Source organism: Neochlamydia sp. TUME1 (assembly GCF_000813645.1).
Lineage (GTDB): Bacteria > Chlamydiota > Chlamydiia > Chlamydiales > Parachlamydiaceae > Neochlamydia.
In genome coordinates this window covers 1-16,675 of sequence record NZ_JRXI01000042.1, presented here as the reverse complement: position 1 = coordinate 16,675, position 16,675 = coordinate 1, and the positions used below count along the sequence as shown (strand labels likewise).

Annotated in this window: 16 protein-coding genes; 7 read left to right on the top strand and 9 right to left on the bottom strand. The window is 37.0% G+C overall.

Annotated features, from left to right (window positions below; genetic code table 11):
* The coding region (locus DB41_RS01975) for a hypothetical protein (protein WP_039383745.1) at window positions 1-300 on the bottom strand (300 nt) is incomplete at its 3' end.
* Between the two features lie 236 nt (window positions 301-536).
* Between DB41_RS01975 and hisS the strand changes: the two genes are divergently transcribed.
* The 4 genes from hisS (at window position 537) to DB41_RS01955 (ending at window position 5,195) form a co-directional block, all read left to right on the top strand.
* Window positions 537-1,985: a histidine--tRNA ligase gene (hisS, locus tag DB41_RS01970; protein ID WP_039383743.1), complete on the top strand. Its 1,449-nt coding sequence runs from the start codon at window positions 537-539 to the stop codon at window positions 1,983-1,985.
* Between the two features lie 9 nt (window positions 1,986-1,994).
* A complete protein-coding gene (gene aspS, locus DB41_RS01965) occupies window positions 1,995-3,782 on the top strand; it encodes an aspartate--tRNA ligase (protein WP_039383741.1) in 1,788 nt (595 codons plus the stop codon).
* Window positions 3,783-3,840: 58 nt separating this feature from the next.
* Window positions 3,841-4,659, top strand: coding sequence for an FKBP-type peptidyl-prolyl cis-trans isomerase (locus DB41_RS01960; RefSeq protein WP_052243798.1), 819 nt, complete (start codon window positions 3,841-3,843; stop codon window positions 4,657-4,659).
* Window positions 4,660-4,739: 80 nt separating this feature from the next.
* Window positions 4,740-5,195 (top strand): tRNA (cytidine(34)-2'-O)-methyltransferase, encoded by a 456-nt coding sequence (locus tag DB41_RS01955; protein WP_039383740.1) that lies wholly within the window; start codon window positions 4,740-4,742, stop codon window positions 5,193-5,195.
* 411 nt (window positions 5,196-5,606) lie between these two features.
* On the opposite strand, the gene trxA is transcribed toward DB41_RS01955, so the two are convergent.
* Window positions 5,607-5,927, bottom strand: coding sequence for a thioredoxin (gene trxA / locus DB41_RS01950; protein ID WP_039383738.1), 321 nt, complete (start codon window positions 5,925-5,927; stop codon window positions 5,607-5,609).
* A 636-nt stretch (window positions 5,928-6,563) separates the two neighbouring features.
* Between trxA and DB41_RS01945 the strand changes: the two genes are divergently transcribed.
* Together DB41_RS01945 and DB41_RS01940 are read left to right on the top strand one after the other, a co-directional pair.
* Window positions 6,564-7,424 carry a hypothetical protein gene (locus DB41_RS01945; RefSeq protein ID WP_052243797.1) on the top strand — a complete coding sequence of 287 codons (861 nt, stop codon included), beginning with the start codon at window positions 6,564-6,566 and terminating at the stop codon, window positions 7,422-7,424.
* Window positions 7,425-7,448: 24 nt separating this feature from the next.
* Window positions 7,449-8,411, top strand: coding sequence for a rhodanese-related sulfurtransferase (locus DB41_RS01940; protein ID WP_039383737.1), 963 nt, complete (start codon window positions 7,449-7,451; stop codon window positions 8,409-8,411).
* Between the two features lie 81 nt (window positions 8,412-8,492).
* Here the strand turns inward: DB41_RS01940 and DB41_RS01935 are convergent, their stop codons facing one another.
* A complete protein-coding gene (locus DB41_RS01935) occupies window positions 8,493-9,320 on the bottom strand; it encodes a hypothetical protein (protein ID WP_039383735.1) in 828 nt (275 codons plus the stop codon).
* 76 nt (window positions 9,321-9,396) lie between these two features.
* On the opposite strand from DB41_RS01935, the gene DB41_RS01930 reads away from it, so the two are divergent.
* The gene (locus tag DB41_RS01930; protein ID WP_052243796.1) at window positions 9,397-12,084 is read left to right on the top strand and encodes a DEAD/DEAH box helicase; all 2,688 of its coding nucleotides are present in this window, start codon (window positions 9,397-9,399) and stop codon (window positions 12,082-12,084) included.
* Window positions 12,085-12,137: 53 nt separating this feature from the next.
* Here the strand turns inward: DB41_RS01930 and DB41_RS12180 are convergent, their stop codons facing one another.
* From DB41_RS12180 to DB41_RS01890, 6 genes are all read right to left on the bottom strand, one after another.
* Complete coding sequence (locus DB41_RS12180; RefSeq protein ID WP_039383733.1) at window positions 12,138-12,335, bottom strand: hypothetical protein; 198 nt, start codon at window positions 12,333-12,335, stop codon at window positions 12,138-12,140.
* A 104-nt stretch (window positions 12,336-12,439) separates the two neighbouring features.
* The gene (locus DB41_RS01920; RefSeq protein WP_039383732.1) at window positions 12,440-12,634 is read right to left on the bottom strand and encodes a hypothetical protein; all 195 of its coding nucleotides are present in this window, start codon (window positions 12,632-12,634) and stop codon (window positions 12,440-12,442) included.
* A gap of 1,467 nt (window positions 12,635-14,101) precedes the next feature.
* A complete protein-coding gene (locus DB41_RS01910; protein WP_039383729.1) occupies window positions 14,102-14,296 on the bottom strand; it encodes a hypothetical protein in 195 nt (64 codons plus the stop codon).
* 1,174 nt (window positions 14,297-15,470) lie between these two features.
* On the bottom strand, window positions 15,471-15,668 hold the full coding sequence (locus DB41_RS01900) for a hypothetical protein (RefSeq protein ID WP_238578398.1): 198 nt from the start codon (window positions 15,666-15,668) through the stop codon (window positions 15,471-15,473).
* Window positions 15,669-15,712: 44 nt separating this feature from the next.
* Window positions 15,713-15,904, bottom strand: coding sequence for a hypothetical protein (locus DB41_RS01895; RefSeq protein ID WP_039383723.1), 192 nt, complete (start codon window positions 15,902-15,904; stop codon window positions 15,713-15,715).
* A gap of 158 nt (window positions 15,905-16,062) precedes the next feature.
* Window positions 16,063-16,248, bottom strand: coding sequence for a hypothetical protein (locus DB41_RS01890; protein WP_039383722.1), 186 nt, complete (start codon window positions 16,246-16,248; stop codon window positions 16,063-16,065).
* Window positions 16,249-16,675 lie beyond the last annotated feature (427 nt).

Genomic DNA, 16,675 nt, shown 5'->3' with positions numbered 1-16,675 from the left:
TTGGCCAGAAATCCAGGGCCTAGCAAGCTTTTCTATATTTCTTGAACCTCCTTTTATTACGGAACTATTTTTTATCCCTCCTTGTCCTTCCGCTCTTGTAAAGGTGGATTTAACAAAATTTATGATCTTAATCGCACGATTATTCATCTGCTTAATAAAATTGCTCTCTTTTCCTTTCATGGCTGCTTGTCGGTGAGAAGGGATATGCACGGTTGGATCTTTTTTCTGCTCAAAAGAAGCTTTTCCTTGAGGTAGAAGTGCAGCTTTTGGATCAAAGCTAGGAATGCGAAAATCATTCATAAATCTCTCCAAATATTATCATTTATAAAAAATCAATTAATTTTTTTTAAAACAATTAAAATATCTAAGTTTATTATAACATAATTTACATATTATAATTAGTATTTATTATTATTATATTATAATTAAAAGCTAAATGATTGAAGCAATCAAGAATAAAAGAGACATTCATTCTCTCTTTACGCTTTATTTTTTATCTACTATACTTCGCCCACTTAATCAGGAGATCTTTTACTATGACCATTCCCTCAGCACCCGGCGTGTTTGACATTTTACCTATAAGTACAGAAGAGCCTTGGCGTAATTCCTACCTGTGGAACTATATTGAAAATATCATACGTGAGACGGCTACCGCGTATGGTTATAAAGAGATACGTACTCCTATCTTCGAGAGAACTGAACTTTTTATCCGAGGAGTAGGTGAATCAAGTGATATCGTCTCTAAAGAAATGTATACTTTTCAAGATAAAGGAGATAGATCTCTCACTTTGCGTCCTGAAGGAACAGCCCCTGTCATTCGAGCTTTTATTGAGCATCAACTCCATACTCAAGCTCCTATCCATAAGATGTTTTATATAGGGCCTATGTTTCGTTATGAGCGCTCCCAAGCTGGGCGTTATCGCCAGCATCATCAATTTGGCGCTGAGGCTATAGGAATTTCAGCGGCAGAGCAAGATGCTGAGCTTATCGATTTAGTCTATAACGTCTATCAAAAATTGGGGCTAAAAAATTTACAAGTTCATATTAATTCTTTAGGCAATCCAGAAAGCCGCCAGTTATTTAAAACTTCTTTACAAGCTTATTTAAAAGGTTGCTATGATCAGTTGTCTAAAGATAGTCAGCGACGTTTTACCCTCAATCCGTTAAGAATTCTTGACTCAAAAGATCCTCAAGACCAAGCGATTGTAAAAGATGCCCCTCATATACTAGACTTTTTAGACGAAGAAAGCGCCACGCACTTTGCAGCAGTTAAACGTCTACTCAATAAACTCCACATTCCTTATTTTATTAATCCACGGCTTGTACGTGGCCTTGATTACTATAACAAAACTGTATTTGAGATCACGTCTGGCGAATTAGGCGCTCAAAATAGTGTAGGAGGAGGAGGCCGCTATGACGGTTTAATGAAAACTTTGGGGGGACCTGATCTGCCTACTATAGGATTTGGAACCGGCCTTGAAAGAATTTTGCAAACAATGTTAAAGCAACAAACTTGGATCCCACCTGCTCCTGCCTTAGAGGTCTTTCTTATCCCTCTTGGAGAACAAGCTAAAGAGGTGTGCTTTTCTCTTTTGCATGACTTGCGCCTCCACGACATTCCTAGCGACATGGATTTGAGCGGCAAAAAATTAGCTAAGGTCATGCACTATGCGAATCAGCTACAGGCAAAACATGTGGTCATTATAGGTGAAGAAGAGCTTAAGAGCCAGGAAGTTAATCTTAAAAATATGCATTCAGGAGAAAGCGTAAAAATCCCTTTAAACAACCTAGCGAAAATCTTAAGGCTGGATTTTAAAAATGAGGATTTTTTGAAATTAATAAGGGATATTAGTCACTCTTTAAAAAATTCTCATGCAGTAGAATTTTTTATCCAGAAACTAGAGCATAAAGTAGAAAGCACTCAAGAAATGGTAGAGGGCCTTAAAGAGACAATGTTAAAAATGAAAAAAATTACCGATTGTTAGAGGAGTTATATGGTTACTTATCGCCGCACATTTAATTGTGGCAGCTTAAGAAAAGAGCATATTGGGCAGACCGTCACCTTGGCCGGATGGGTTCATCGTCGTCGGGATCATGGAGGCTTAATATTTATTGACTTGCGTGATCGATTTGGCCTTACGCAGTTGGTTTTTGATCCTGAAAAAAATCCTCAAGCCCATGGAGATAGCGAAAAACTACGTGCAGAGTATGTCATTGCTATTCAAGGAACAGTTATCCCTAGGCAAGAAGGCATGGCAAATTTAAAGCTTTCTACAGGGGAAATTGAAGTTCAGGTTTTAACAATTGAATTGCTTTCTAAAGCCAAAACACCTCCTTTTTCTATCTGCGATGAGCAGATTGAAGTAAATGAAGAATTACGTCTTAAATATCGTTATCTTGATATTCGACGTGGTGAGATTGCCAACAGGCTTGTTAAAAGGCATCAAGCCATGTTAGCGACAAGGCATTATCTGGATAAAAATGGATTCCTTGAAATTTCTACTCCTCTTTTAGGAAAATCCACCCCCGAAGGAGCCCGCGATTATTTAGTCCCTTCTCGCATTTACCCTGGGTCCTTTTTCGCTCTTCCGCAGTCCCCGCAGATATTTAAGCAGCTATTAATGGTAGCTGGCATGGATCGTTATTTCCAGATAGCCCCTTGTTTTCGCGATGAAGATTTACGTGCAGATCGCCAGCCAGAGTTTACCCAAATAGATCTGGAAATGAGCTTTGGAACAGCAGAAGATCTTATTCCTCTCATTGAAGGCTTATTAAAGAAGATTTTTAAAGATTGTAATGAGACGGATATTCCTGTGGGCTTTCGTCGCCTTTCCCATCAAGAATGCATGAAACGTTTCGGCACCGATCGTCCAGATATGCGTTTTGGCATGGAATTAGTTGAGCTGCAAGACTTGGCTGCCCAATCTACCTTTGCAGTTTTCCAAGAGCAAATTAATGGTGGAGGCACAGTAAAAGGTTTATGTGTTAAAGGTGGTCATGATATTTCGCGTAAGAATATCGAAGAATATACTGATTTTGTGGGACGTTTAGGAGTAAAAGGGCTCGCTTGGATGAAAATGCAAGAGGGAACACTATCCTCCAGTATTGCCAAGTTTTTCTCTAACGAACTGCGAAAAGAACTTATCCATAGAATGGGCATGGAAAATGGAGATCTTCTTTTTATGATTGCCGATTCTAAATCTCGTACTAACCAAGCATTAGACCATCTAAGGCGACGGTTGAGCCGAGACAGAAATTTAATTAAATCCCATCAGCTAGAATTTGTATGGGTGACAGATTTTCCCTTGTTTGCTTGGGATGAAGACCATCAACGTTTAGTCAGTGAACACCATCCTTTTACCTCCCCTCATCCAGATGATTTACCCCTATTGGATACAGAGCCTTTAGCTGTACGTTCATCAGGATACGATATTGTGCTTAACGGATATGAAATTGGAGGAGGCTCTCAACGCATTCATAATAGTGACTTGCAAAAGAAAATATTTGAGCTTCTCAAATTATCCGCAGAAGAGCTAAAAATTAAATTTGGATTTTTCCTTGAGGCTCTTAGCTATGGAACTCCTCCCCATTTAGGAATCGCTCTAGGATTAGACCGACTTGTCATGATTCTAAGCCAAACAGAAAACATTCGTGATGTGATCGCTTTCCCTAAAACTCAGAAAGCTAGCGATTTAATGCTTGAATGTCCTGCAAACGTTTCCTCTGAGCAATTAAAAGATCTTAAATTAACTATCGAAGAGCCTGGATTTTCGTGGACATAATTTAGGTAATTAACCTAACGTGTTGTATATTCAAAAAGAATGGAGGTTTGATCGCGCTATGCTAAAAAAAACAAAACTTTTAACTTTGGCCGGTGTTAGTACCGCTCTTATATTAGGAACTTTAGTTGCTCATGAAGATACAACATCTCATTCAGCGAAAAACTCTCTTCCTAATGCCAATAGCCACACCAGTTCTAATAACGAAATCGATATGAAAAAGCTATCTGAAGCTTTTGGTCACTTCATCGGCAAAAACTTAAAAAGCCCTGGGGTAGCTTTTGATTTAGATAGCATTATCAAAGGCATGCGTGATGGAGCGGAAGGCAAGGCTGGACCCATGAGCGATCAAGAATATGAGGCTCTCATGTTTAAAGTGCAAGAGCAGGCTTTTGCCAAGTTATCAGAGGATAATTTGAAAGCTGCTGAAGCTTTTATGGCAAAAAATGCTCAAGAAGCTAGTGTACAAACAATTGTGCCAGGAAAACTGCAATATGTAATCCTACAGGAAGGCACAGGCACAGCTGTAGATGAGCATGGAACTCCTAGTATTAACTATACTGCCAAATATATTGATGGAACTGTTTTCGATAGTTCTGAAGCCACTGGTGGACCGGTCACCATTCCCTTAGACCAGACAACTGCAGGTTTTAGCAAAGGGATCAATGGAATGAAAGAAGGCGAAAAACGACGTTTATTTGTCCATCCAGATCTAGGATTTGGTAAAACAGGCCAGCTGCCTCCCAATTCAGCTATTATTTTTGAAGTTGAGGTAGTAAAAGCTAAAGGAGATACAAAAAATTTGAAAGATATCCCTGAGGCTGCTGAAGAAGAAATGCTTTTACTTGAAGAAAGCGAAGCAACCGACTCGAAAAAGTAAATTTATAATAATAAGAAAGGCTGCACAATAGTAAAAGTGCAGCCTTCTTACTCACTCTACCCTCTATATTTATATCACTTGTGAAAATAGTTCTCTACCAACCCTGCATTCCTCAAAATACTGGCAATATTGTACGCACATGTGCAGTAACTGGCAACGACCTAGTTCTAATCCCCCCTTTGGGATTTAGTATAAGTGATCGATGGCTCAAAAGATCTGCTTTAGATTACTGGGAAGGCGTCAATGTTCAACTTATTGAAAACTTAGAGGAGCTGCTAGAAAATTCTTGCTATTCTTTTACTTTTTTCTCTAGTAAAGCCACCCGTTTACATACGGAAGTAAACTATCAAGCTAATGATTACCTTATTTTTGGATCTGAAACAAAAGGATTACCTCCTTTCTTTTTCCAAAAATGGCCAGAACGCTTTGTGCGCATTCCTATGATTGAGGGGGTGCGTTGCTTAAATCTAGCCACTTCCGTCGGGATAGCTGTCTATGAAGCCTGGAGACAAAATCATTTTAAGGGAAAGTCTTAAAGTCGTTGTTTTACCTTTATCTGTATGCACCTTATTAAAGAAATTCTAAAGCTCATAGCTTAAATCTCTATAAATGAAAATTAGATCTATGTATCCATGATTAAGCTAATGTTAAATCGGATGAATAAGGCAAAAGAAAGGTCTTAAGATATCTTTTAATAGGCTTTAGAAAAACTATGTCTGCATCTCAAACCCTTTAAAAGTTGTTTCTCGCATTAAGGATAGGATTTTACTAAAAGTATGTATAAGGAGTTGCTCAGAAGCGTATAAACAAGCAAAAGGCAAAAAAAATTAAATGGGTTAGAGCGTAAGCCTTCTTGCCTTGCAGGGCAAAAAGGCCACACTACAGGGATCTACTTTACTCTTTTCTACCTGAACGCATAGATGAGCTACACCCACCCTCTTTTAAAATTAAAGACTCATCGTAATAGCATTTTTAAGATCTTGTTTAGATTTTACTCCTACAAAGCGCTTAATCTCCTGGCCTTCTTTAAAAACGATAAGGGTAGGGATAGAAGTCACCCCATATTGAGCTGTAACTTTTTGAGCTTTTTCAATATCTACCTTGGCTATGGTAGCTTTTTCGGCCAGCTCTCCTGCTAATTCTTCAATTATTGGGGCTATCATCTTACAAGGACCACACCAATCAGCAAAGAAATCTACCAAAGTCACTCCTGTTGCTATAGTGGTTCCAAAGTTATCATCATCTAAATGCTTTAAATGTTCTGACATGCAATTCTCCTTAAAGTGTATGGCATCTTCAACTGTATCTTATCCTATGCTGTTATTTTTGGGCGAGGTTCAAAAAAAAGATTACAGGAGAATTTTTTTATAAAGCCAGGGTATTAAAAAACTTTAAATTTCTTTGATGTATAAAAGCTTTAACCGTTAAAAGTATAGGTGGTTTTCTTAACTAGAAGGTATTGTTCGCCTAAATCCTTGGCTTTGTTTACTTGAGAAATTTAAAATCTCTTATCTTATGGGCTTCTCTTCTACACTTTCTCTTGCGAAGGACAACTTAAGGGCTTTTTTACCAACAATTCACTGAAAGCAGGAGTGAGTTTTCCAAAATGAGAGGTAAATACCCTTAAAAACTAAAAATTTTAATCCTATAAGGCTCTAAAAACATGATTCTTATGGCTAGCTTAGCTATATAGATAAAGAAGCTAAAAGCTTTTTATGATTTTTAAACTCTTTTAATCCAATCTTTAAATTCAAAAGATATATGTTGAGTTTTACAAAACTTTTCAATATTATCTTTTCAATCGTTTGGTGGCCGTTTTAATGATATCCCTACGTATATTTACGCTTATTCATATTGCTTGTTTCCTGCTTTACTTCACCTTAAGTGCTAACAAGGATAGGTTAATGCCCATAAAAGAAGTCCCTTTAATCCTTAATATGGAGAATTTAGAAAATCTTCCCAAAAATTTTCGGATGACTACCCCCTGTTATCTACATAAGCACAGCAATCATTCTCTTCCCTCCCTCGAGGGTCTTCTCAATTTAAATGCTTCGGCAAGCGGACAGTTTTCAGCCAATGGCCTTATTCAAATTTTAAAGACTATCCCTTATAACCGCATTATGGTAATTGATTTACGTGAAGAATCCCATGGTTTTATCAATGGCATGGCAGTAAGCTGGTATGGCGAGAGAAATTGGCATAACAAAGAAAAAACTTTTGAGGAAATTAAATGGGATGAAAATGAAAGATTGCAGAAGCTGTTAAAAAATCAGCAGGTGCATCTTTATGACAAATATACTTTTAATCCTTCCTCTAGCGTGCATGTTAAAGAAGTTTATACAGAAAATGATTTAATCTGCAAAATGGGAATTCACCATGTACGCCTTCCGTTGACCGATCATGTTAAACCTGGCGATAAGCAAGTCGATTCTTTCATCGAACTTATAAAGACTTATCATCTGACCCAAGAAAATCCTGGTTACTGGCTCCACTTTCATTGTGCCGCTGGTAGAGGGCGAAGCACAGCCTTGATTGCCATGTACGATATGATCCGCAATGCTTCAAAGGTTTCTTTTAAGGATATCCTTAAACGCCATGCTATGATTGGAGGTAAAGATTTAACTGCACCTTTTGAAGTAAACGACTGGCGATACCCTTACCATTTTGAAAGGCTAGAGTTTATGAAAAATTTTTATAAATATTGCTTAGACAATCCTAACTTCGAGCAAAATTGGTCCTCTTGGATTAGTAAACTAAAATATTAACCCCTCTTTTCCCTTAATTTTAATATGTCAAAACCCTTACCTTATCTCGTCTTAGCTTATTATCATTTTCCCCATTTACCTGATCCACAAGCAGAAGTAACCGCCCATAAACAGTTCTTTGAGGGACGCGATGTCACTTGTCGTATATATATTTCAGAAAATGGAATTAACGGCCAAATGTCAGCTTCCCGGGAAGATGGTCAAGCTTATATGGACTGGATGCATGCTAGGCCAGAATTTAAGGATATACATTTTAAACTTCATGAATATCATGAACACGCTTTTCCTCGCTGCACTGTCAAATATCGCAAGCAACTGGTAGCTGTGGATGAAAGGATAGATTTGAGTAAACGTGGTGAGCATGTCTCCCCTCAACGATGGAAGGAGATGCTTGAAAAAAAAGACGACCATATCCTCATCGATGTAAGAAATGATTATGAGTGGAAAGTTGGCCACTTCGAAGGAGCTGAACTTCCTCCTTGTGAAACCTTTAAAGATTTCAAGCATTACGTAGAAGACCTTAAAGAGAAAATAGACCCTCAAAAAACCCCTGTCATGATGTACTGCACCGGAGGTATTCGCTGCGAACTTTATTCTTCCATTCTTATTAAACAGGGCTTTGACAAAGTTTATCAATTAGAAGGAGGCATCATCAATTATGGCTTACAAGAAGGTAGCGATTATTGGTTAGGCAAACTTTTTGTCTTTGATGATCGCTTGACTGTACCTATCAGCGATGAAGAGACAAAAACTATTGCCACCTGTCATCATTGTAACCAACCTTGTGATACCTATTTAAATTGTGCTAATATGGATTGTAACGATTTATTTATATGTTGTAAGGAATGTTCAAAACAATATGTAGGATGTTGCCAAGAGCAGTGCCAACAGGCGGAACGAGTACGTCCTTTTCAAGAAGATAAACCGCATAAACCTTTTAGGAAAAAGCATAAATATATAAATATAGCCTCTAACACTCTCAAATAGACTTTTAATGGTGTATAAACGCTTGAAGGCTCAACTTATTTTTATATATTTTATTCATAAGCTAGAAATGAAGGGAACGTTCTAAATTTTCTCTTTATTTTCCTGGCAATATCTAATAAGGCTTATCATACGCTTTTGCGTTTCTTCTAGTATGACTGTCAAGCCGGGTTTAATACCTTTTTCTGACAGTTCAAAAGCTTTCATGGTATTGCAGATACGACCATCTAAACGTATGCCAATGCCCTTAAGACCTACCATATTTCCCCAATCGCCAAACATCTCTAACGTCATTTCGCAAGCAGTAATCATAAAAATAACTTGTTTCTCAGGATAATGATGAACAATCTCAAAAATTTTTCCTCCTATGTAATGAATAGTAGGAATAAATAAAGGGATAATCGTCTCTTTTTTAGAGGCATGGACCGCTTTACCAATAAAACATTGTTGGCAAACAGCATGGGCGGGATCATGAATACATTCATCTGTGAAACGACCAGATGGGCATTCAAAAGGTTTATGACAATAAGAAAACCCTAAAACTAGTAAGGTATTGGATTTTTTTAACAGCATTTTAAATTCTTCTTCATCCTGAAGGCCATAATAAAAAAAATTGCCTTCTTTTTTATAGGGCTTAGGCTTTAAAATAGATTTTAGAAATGCCCATCCATATTTTAAAGAATGTTTGAAAAAGCCTTTACGTATAGCACCTTGATGGTCTTGGGTAATCATCCATTTTAAGCTTTTCCATTTAAGATTTTTAGAGGTCTCTTTGGTTATGCCAGGCATAGCAGGCAATTGCTTTAACCTCTTAATAGGATGTTCTTTTGCTGCTTTGCTAGCACGTTCATCCCAAGCCTGTTCGGCCTCGCTCCAGCTTGAATGATCATTCCACATTTTAAGTTTATTCATAAAACCTGTTATGATTTGTCTGTAGGAAAATTTAGTATATCTTTTTTTTAGGATATAAACAATTAGTAAAATATTTATGCCAGAAATAGCTTATAGCATTGATCAATCAGCCTCGGAGAAAGAAGGGCTATTGGCCGTAGCGCTTTTAGAAATACAACATGAAGGCTTTAATATAACTCTTCGCTCTTTTAACTCCCCTGCAACGACCACACGCTGGAGCCAATGGGCAACTTCTAAAGATAAAGATCCTCAACGCATTCTTACCTTAAGGGATGCCAAGCTTGAGAATGGGTATCTTAAAATTCCCTATAGCCAATCCATTCAGGCTCTCAAGCTATTGGCAGCTTCAGGAAAGCTTTTTTATAAGGGAAAGAAACTTATCTGCGATTTCTTTACGCCTGTAGAATTTTATTATCGCATTCATGATCAGAAGGCTCAAGGAATGCTAAAGTATCTAGACCAAGAGTTTAATTTATCAGCTTGCGATTTTATTTGCCGGGGGTCTAACCATTGGTTCATTAAAGGAAATATTCTTAAACTTATCCATACGGAGATTACCTGGAAAGAACTTAAGCAAATTTATCAAGAACCCCTTGAGTTTTCTTTAAGCTGCTTACTTGAAAGCAGAAAAACAGTAGATGCAGATGTAGAGTCCCTTGCACGGATTGTTTATACAGACAATAAACAGGAGCACGATCAGCAGGCTCAGCAGCCGCTTCCTTTGCTTACCCTTAAAGATCGCTCTGGGGCTTTTGCAGACCTGTGGATGGATTATGGTGAGGATAAACAATGGCCCTTTCATGATAAAAACATAAACGCTCACAAGCGCGACATAGGGGCTGAAAAGAATTGGGAGAAAGATCTTTTAGAGACAGGGTTTATCCAAAAATTAGTTGGCCACTCTCACTACTATTGCCCTCTTGATCAAGTAGCTAAATCATTAACATTTTTGTTAGAGATTGGTTGGCATATTAAAGATTACCAAAGAAAAAAAGTTTATCTTTTGACTCAAAGCCATTTAGATATTTCTATGGAGGGAAAAGAGATCATCACGCGTGGAACATTTCATTTTGATACTTACCAAGCTCCTCTTCAAGAAGTAGCAGGAGCTTTTAATAAAAGTGAGCGTTTTGTGCAAATTGGCGAAGAAGCCATAGGCTTACTTCCCGAAAAATGGGAACTTGAAGGAGTTCCTACTCTTTTTAGAGAAGGAGAAATTGTTACGGAGGGTATAAGGTTAAAGAAACATCAATTAAGAGTTTTAGAAGACCTCTTTCATGCTTCCTCTCATCTTTCTTTAGATGCAGCAATAAGCAAATTAAAAACTGAACTGCAAACCTTGGCTGAACTTCCTTCTATAAATCCTAGCCCTTTATTTCAAGGTTCCTTACGCCCTTATCAGCAACAAGGCCTCAACTGGTTAAACTTTTTAAAACATTATGGATTTAATGGAATGTTATCTGATGATATGGGCCTAGGCAAAACCGTGCAGGTTTTAGCTTTTTTGTCTCAATTAGAGCATTCTAGACCTGTATTAATTATCATGCCCACTTCCTTGATATTTAATTGGCAACGAGAAATAGAGCGTTTTCTTCCCCATAAAAAGATTATATTACATCATGGCCCATTAAGAGCCTTGACGGAAGACGATTTAACTAGTGATGCTATTATTTTAACATCCTACCCTACGATGCGCCTTGACCTAGCGTTATTAGCTCCTATTGAATTTGCTGCTCTTATCTTAGATGAAGCTCAAGCGATTAAAAACTCCCTTACTCAAGTAGCAAAGGCGGCTTATCAATTACAAGGAGACTTTCGCCTACTCTTAACCGGCACGCCTATCGAAAATCATTTAGGAGAAATATGGTCCCACTTTCATTTCCTCATGCCCGAACTTTTAGGCGAGGAGAAAGACTTTTGTGCTGGTTTAAAAGCAAGCCAATCAGATAGCCGCTACTTACAAAACATTAAGAAAAAAATTCATCCTTTTGTATTACGCAGAAAGAAAGCAGAAGTAGCCAAAGATCTTCCCGCCTGTATCGAACAAACCGTATGGGTAGAGATGCCCCCCTCTCAAAGAAAAATTTATGATAGCTATTTAGCAGGAATTAAAAGCCATTTATTTACCAAAATAAATATTGAGGGATTGTCTAAGCATCGCCTGGAGGTATTTGAAGCCATCTTAAGATTAAGGCAAATCTGCTGTCATCCTCTTTTAATTTCTTCTCAATTAACTGAAGATGGACAGCTAGAATGCACGAGCGGAAAAATGGAGGCTTTTTTGCAGGATGTGAGCAATGCGATTGCAGAAAACGATAAAGTATTGATTTACAGCCAATTTACTTCCATGCTTCATCTTATTGCTCGTGAATTTAAAGCAAGGCAGTGGAGCTTTGTTTATTTAGATGGCCTTACTAAAGATCGTGAAAAGGTTGTTAACCAGTTTCAAGATAATGCCGATATTCCTTTATTTCTTATTAGCTTAAAAGCAGGAGGAACGGGTTTAAACCTAACCAAAGCCGATCATGTCATGATTTTTGATCCTTGGTGGAACGAAGCTGCTGAAAAGCAAGCCATTAACCGTGCTCATCGCATTGGAAGAAACACGCCTGTATTTGCTAAGCGATATGTGACTATAGAAACTATCGAGGAAAAAATCATGCGCTTAAAAGAGCAAAAAAAGTCAATGATAGACACTCTTTTTGAAGAAGATGGCTCCTTTGCTCAATTAACCTTGCAGGATTTAACTTATCTATTAAATTAAGTAAGGTGCTTTGTAACGCTTTCCCTGTTCTAGCTCTAGCAAAGCCTTTCTCTTTAATCCATACGACAAGAGAAAGTACCAGCCAGTGTTTTTATTTCTCTTTTTATAAAAGCTAAAGTAGCCAACCCCTCTCCTTTTGGTGAATTAGTAGGCTCTTCAAGTTCAAGGAGCAGGCAGGCAAAAAGATTTCCCACTAAGGAGCTGTGCATACCTTTAATTTGGGGCTCAATTAAGGGCTTAAGGAGCCTCATCTCCTTTTTATTTTTCTATTGATTGACCCCTGGATGTAAATCATTTTTGAGCCTTTATTTATCCTTTCCAAGTGGATGAATACTTTTGATTCCATTGCACCGATTTATAGATTTTCTTCCCCTTCTTCCCCAACATGCCCGCTTTGATAGATCTCTTGAGCGGTTAGCTTAACAGTCTCCAATCCTCCTTCAAAACCTACTAGACGCATCAGACGATCTACTTCATAAAGTTCTGAATATATTTGATCATTTACGGATTCTAATACGGCAATCTTCTTAATTAATTCTGCTTTAGTCATAACTACCTCCCTCATTAAAAATGTGATATACTTTCCTTAATGCAAAAGGCATGCCATCCGTCTAAGAAAAGAAAAATTCTATCTATCTCTTTCACCTTTAAAGTATTATAAGAACAATAAGATAGTTTAAATTTCTTTATTTTTAAAAAGCAGGGGTCTTTTAAGTGAATTCTTCCTTTTCTGGGGTTATTTTCATAAGATTGCTTTACTTCCCCGCTCTTTAAGGACTAATATTTATAGCTAAATTTATCAAATCAGCAGGGAGAAATATTTTTGTAAGTGCTCACGGGATATAAAAGTTTTTTTTAGATAATAGAAGGTATAGGTTGCTTGGTACGAACTGCAGAGATAACGTTTACCAGAAAATCTAGCATAAATTTTCCTTAGGGATAAAGAATTATGATAGAACTAGGTAGAACTTTCTTCCATCTTTTGTCTAGGTTGGTTGGCTATCTAGACACACCTTACATACCATGGCTGGATTTCTTAAAGATTCTTCGGCGGCATCATGGGTCATAGGAATAGCAGGATCTTTCAAGTAAGCACGAAAATGTTTGCTCTGCTTTAAAAGTTTATGGCAAAACTTCCGCAATTTATTAGTGCTACTCCATCACTGTAGCGCTTGTAATCCTTCTTGTAGACAATACCACTTAAGGTAACCCCCCGTCTAAGCACACTGGCTGATTTGGCCTTTTTCTAGAGCGTGTTTATCTTAGGGTTCCTAGACGCTGTGCACCCTTCAAAGATGGGGGGCTGTTTTGCTTCCCCTTGTCTATTACGGAGTAAATGAGCTTAAGCAATACTATTTGATCTTTCCCTTAATTTGAGGAATAGTTGAACCTCGATCACTCACTAAGCAATGAATCTTCTGGCCGACTAGCACTTTTAGAGTAACGCCATTTTTAATAAGCTCTTCATCCATAAGCAATCACATTTCCTGCGCCTAGTGCTAGCAAATGTTTGTTAGTGACGGCCTGAAGCCAACTTGTCATATCTATCCACACAAGCTTTTGGGAAAATTAAAAACTTATCTTCGCCTTAAGCGCTGCCTTATCCGGCCGTATAAGCTAGGCAATATAGCCGCAAGCATAGTCCCTATACTCAAGTTACAAATTAACTTAGAGGCATGTGCTTTATAAGGCTCTTTTCTCTTTTTCAACTTGAGCAGAGCCCTTCTCTCTATATGACATGAAAAAGCACCAGTCATTGTTTTTATTTCTCTTTTTTAAAAGCTAAAGTAGCCATCCTCTCCCTTTTCGTTGAAATGTTAGGCTCTTTAAGAATCAGGCAGGTAAAAAGATTACTGTGAAGAGAAGAGCCTATTCTTATTATGTGGCGTTTTTGTAATGACTTAAGGGCGCTCCTCTCTTTTTTATCTTCATTCCCCTCAATCCAGACATATAAACTATCTTGAACTTTCATCTTTTACCTCTTATATTGGATAAAACCTCTCTAATTAAGTTTAGTTTAAGAAATTTCTTCTCCTTCTTCACCAATATGTTCGCTTTGGTAGAGTTCTTGGGCAGTTAGCTTAACAGTTTCCAGTCCCCCTTCAAAACCAACAAGACGCATCAGACGATCTACTTCACAAAGTTCTGAATACATTTGATCATTTACGGATTCTAATACGGCAATCTTTTTAATTAATTCTGCTTTAGTCATAACTACCTCCCTCATTAAAGATGTGATATACTAGCTTTAATGCAAAAGGCGTGCCATCTATCTAAAAAGAAAAAAATTTCTTATATCCCTCTCATGGATAATAACTTATAAAAGCGACATTGCTTACTAAAGAATATCGCTAGACGCCTAGATTCTCGCAAGTACACCTAGTTAAATTCCGTTTTTCTTAGTTTGAAAGTGCCTTAAGATTAATGCGAGAATAATTAATATCTTAGATGGCCAGATAAAGTTTATATCCATGATGCTTTCTTACTCCTCAGTACTCTGCACCACGATCGGTCATCTTAGAACACAAATATCTTGTTCTTCAAGCCAAGCGATGACTGATCATTTAAACATATTCGTTGCTACTCACGCATTTTTTCTATTGTAAGGTTTGATAGAAACCACCTTAAGATAAGTATCGATTGTTCACTATTGATAAACGCCTTTTACGCTTAATAGTTCCTACTTAAGTAAGTATCTATAAGATAATGAATAGCCTAAATGTTCAGTTTCAATTTCACCATGCGCTTCTTTTTCTTCCATGGTTTTTTAAGAGCTTGTAGCTGGTCTTTTATTAATACCATTCCTTCTTAAAGCCATCTTAAGCTTCTCCTGTTTTTCAAGGCGTTCTTTGAAAAAATTTTAAAGATGGCCTTTTGAGCAAAGCAAAATACATCTCTCCCAGCAAAATGAAAGCTGCTTGTTTCTTCATGCTCATTACATACTCTTAATTGTCTATAAGCAGGCTTCTGAAAGGCAAAATCTACACCAATTTTTTTGATAAGCTCGCCCAATCTGTTTCTTATGCTAAGGCTTTTAGGGCCATATCTTGAAAAGCTGCTTCTCCACCTATTTCATACAACTCTTTGGATATTAAAGCTCTTTGAAATCTTCCTTTCTCCTAACAGAGCTCCGAAATACATCTTCTAATGTTTCAGCTCGCTTTAAGAACATTTAAGCTTATTTTTTGATAACTTTTTGATGAGTTGCTAAATTTGACATTTTGATTCTTCTTAGGGGTCTTAAGCTCCTTACCATAACTTCACCCCTATCCCTGCACGGCATAACTTTAAGCTTTAGGGCTTTTAAAGAATATTTTCTTTATTTCTGTTACAGTTAGGGACTATCTATTACAAAGAAAGACATTTTTAGAAAAATTCCCTCTTGGCTAAGCTTTATCTTCAGGCAAATTAGTAATAGTATAGCCTTTTTTTATAATTTCAGTAGCGGTAGCTTTAACTGTATCTACTCCCCCTGCAAAACCAATAAGCTTCATTAATTGATCAATATAAGTAACTTCCGTACTTAGCTGATCGTTAATAGACTCAAGAAAAGCAATTTTTTGCTCTAATTGTTTTTTGTTCATTTTTTTCCTTCTTGCTTTCATACCTTATATATTTTTATGAATAGTTAATTGTAATAGTTGGAAACATTCCCATATCCACTATAAATCATACCCTCTGCTGTTGTCTTAAGGGTATTAATACCATTCGCAAACCCAATCATTTTCATAAGTTCATGAATGTTTTCAATTTCAGTTATTAAAACATCATTCATCGATTCTAGATGGGCTAGCTTTTTGTGTAGCTCAGCGTTTTTCATTTTTAATCCTTTAAGGTATGGCAAAAAAAAGACATCCTCTACTAAAACATTTGTATGTTAAATTTATTTAAAGAATCGATCAAAATCAGGTAAACGCTTCATAGCATTTTCTTAGCACATTTCTCAGTTTTTCCCCTAAGGATTTAAAAAATTCTTTATCATTCCTGAGAATGATCTTGCAAGATATCTCTGGCAACTTCTTTAACTGATGATAATCCTCGAGGAAAGCCAACAGATTTAAGAAGTTTATCGATATAAACCAACTCCGTACTTAATTGATCTTCTACGAATTCCAAATAAGCAATTTTTCTAGCCAATTGATCTTTTGTTTCATTCTTTTTCATAGTACCCCCCTTTCCTTGTTGAGTGTTGTAAGATGATAAGCAAAATAGATGCCAAAAATAGGTACTATTTAAAAAATATTTAATTTGGGTGCATGATCCGCCTCTAATAAGGCAGATGCTCGTAGTTTTAGAAAAAGCTTTTCTAAGCCTTTGATAGAGAGAACAAAGCCTTTAGAAAAAAAGCTTTATGAATTTGCGCTTTCTAACCCATCTTACGCAGACATAGAAGTCCTTTGTAAATTTTGAAATTCTTGATAGGCCATCTGATTGGCTTTAAAGATTAGTTTATATCTTAAAGCACAGTGATGGAGAAGGGTTTTAATTTTAGAAATTCAAGCTTGCAGTAAGCAATAAGAGAGACAAAAATATGATTTCTTTGAGAGCGAGCAATTTTGGTGGGTGACTTCTCAAGGCTAGCATTCTGTGT

Bases quoted from the DNA above. Each gene is read 5' to 3' on its own strand.
- DB41_RS01930 (WP_052243796.1), top strand. From the start codon at position 9,397: ATGCCAGAAATAGCTTATAGCATTGATCAATCAGCCTCGGAGAAAGAA.
- aspS (WP_039383741.1), top strand. From the start codon at position 1,995: ATGGTTACTTATCGCCGCACATTTAATTGTGGCAGCTTAAGAAAAGAG.
- DB41_RS01910 (WP_039383729.1), bottom strand. From the start codon at position 14,296: ATGACTAAAGCAGAATTAATTAAAAAGATTGCCGTATTAGAATCCGTA.
- DB41_RS01940 (WP_039383737.1), top strand. From the start codon at position 7,449: ATGTCAAAACCCTTACCTTATCTCGTCTTAGCTTATTATCATTTTCCC.
- DB41_RS01945 (WP_052243797.1), top strand. From the start codon at position 6,564: ATGCCCATAAAAGAAGTCCCTTTAATCCTTAATATGGAGAATTTAGAA.
- DB41_RS12180 (WP_039383733.1), bottom strand. From the start codon at position 12,335: ATGAGGCTCCTTAAGCCCTTAATTGAGCCCCAAATTAAAGGTATGCAC.
- DB41_RS01920 (WP_039383732.1), bottom strand. From the start codon at position 12,634: ATGACTAAAGCAGAATTAATTAAGAAGATTGCCGTATTAGAATCCGTA.
- DB41_RS01935 (WP_039383735.1), bottom strand. From the start codon at position 9,320: ATGAATAAACTTAAAATGTGGAATGATCATTCAAGCTGGAGCGAGGCC.
- DB41_RS01895 (WP_039383723.1), bottom strand. From the start codon at position 15,904: ATGAAAAACGCTGAGCTACACAAAAAGCTAGCCCATCTAGAATCGATG.
- trxA (WP_039383738.1), bottom strand. From the start codon at position 5,927: ATGTCAGAACATTTAAAGCATTTAGATGATGATAACTTTGGAACCACT.
- DB41_RS01960 (WP_052243798.1), top strand. From the start codon at position 3,841: ATGCTAAAAAAAACAAAACTTTTAACTTTGGCCGGTGTTAGTACCGCT.
- DB41_RS01890 (WP_039383722.1), bottom strand. From the start codon at position 16,248: ATGAAAAAGAATGAAACAAAAGATCAATTGGCTAGAAAAATTGCTTAT.
- DB41_RS01900 (WP_238578398.1), bottom strand. From the start codon at position 15,668: ATGAACAAAAAACAATTAGAGCAAAAAATTGCTTTTCTTGAGTCTATT.
- hisS (WP_039383743.1), top strand. From the start codon at position 537: ATGACCATTCCCTCAGCACCCGGCGTGTTTGACATTTTACCTATAAGT.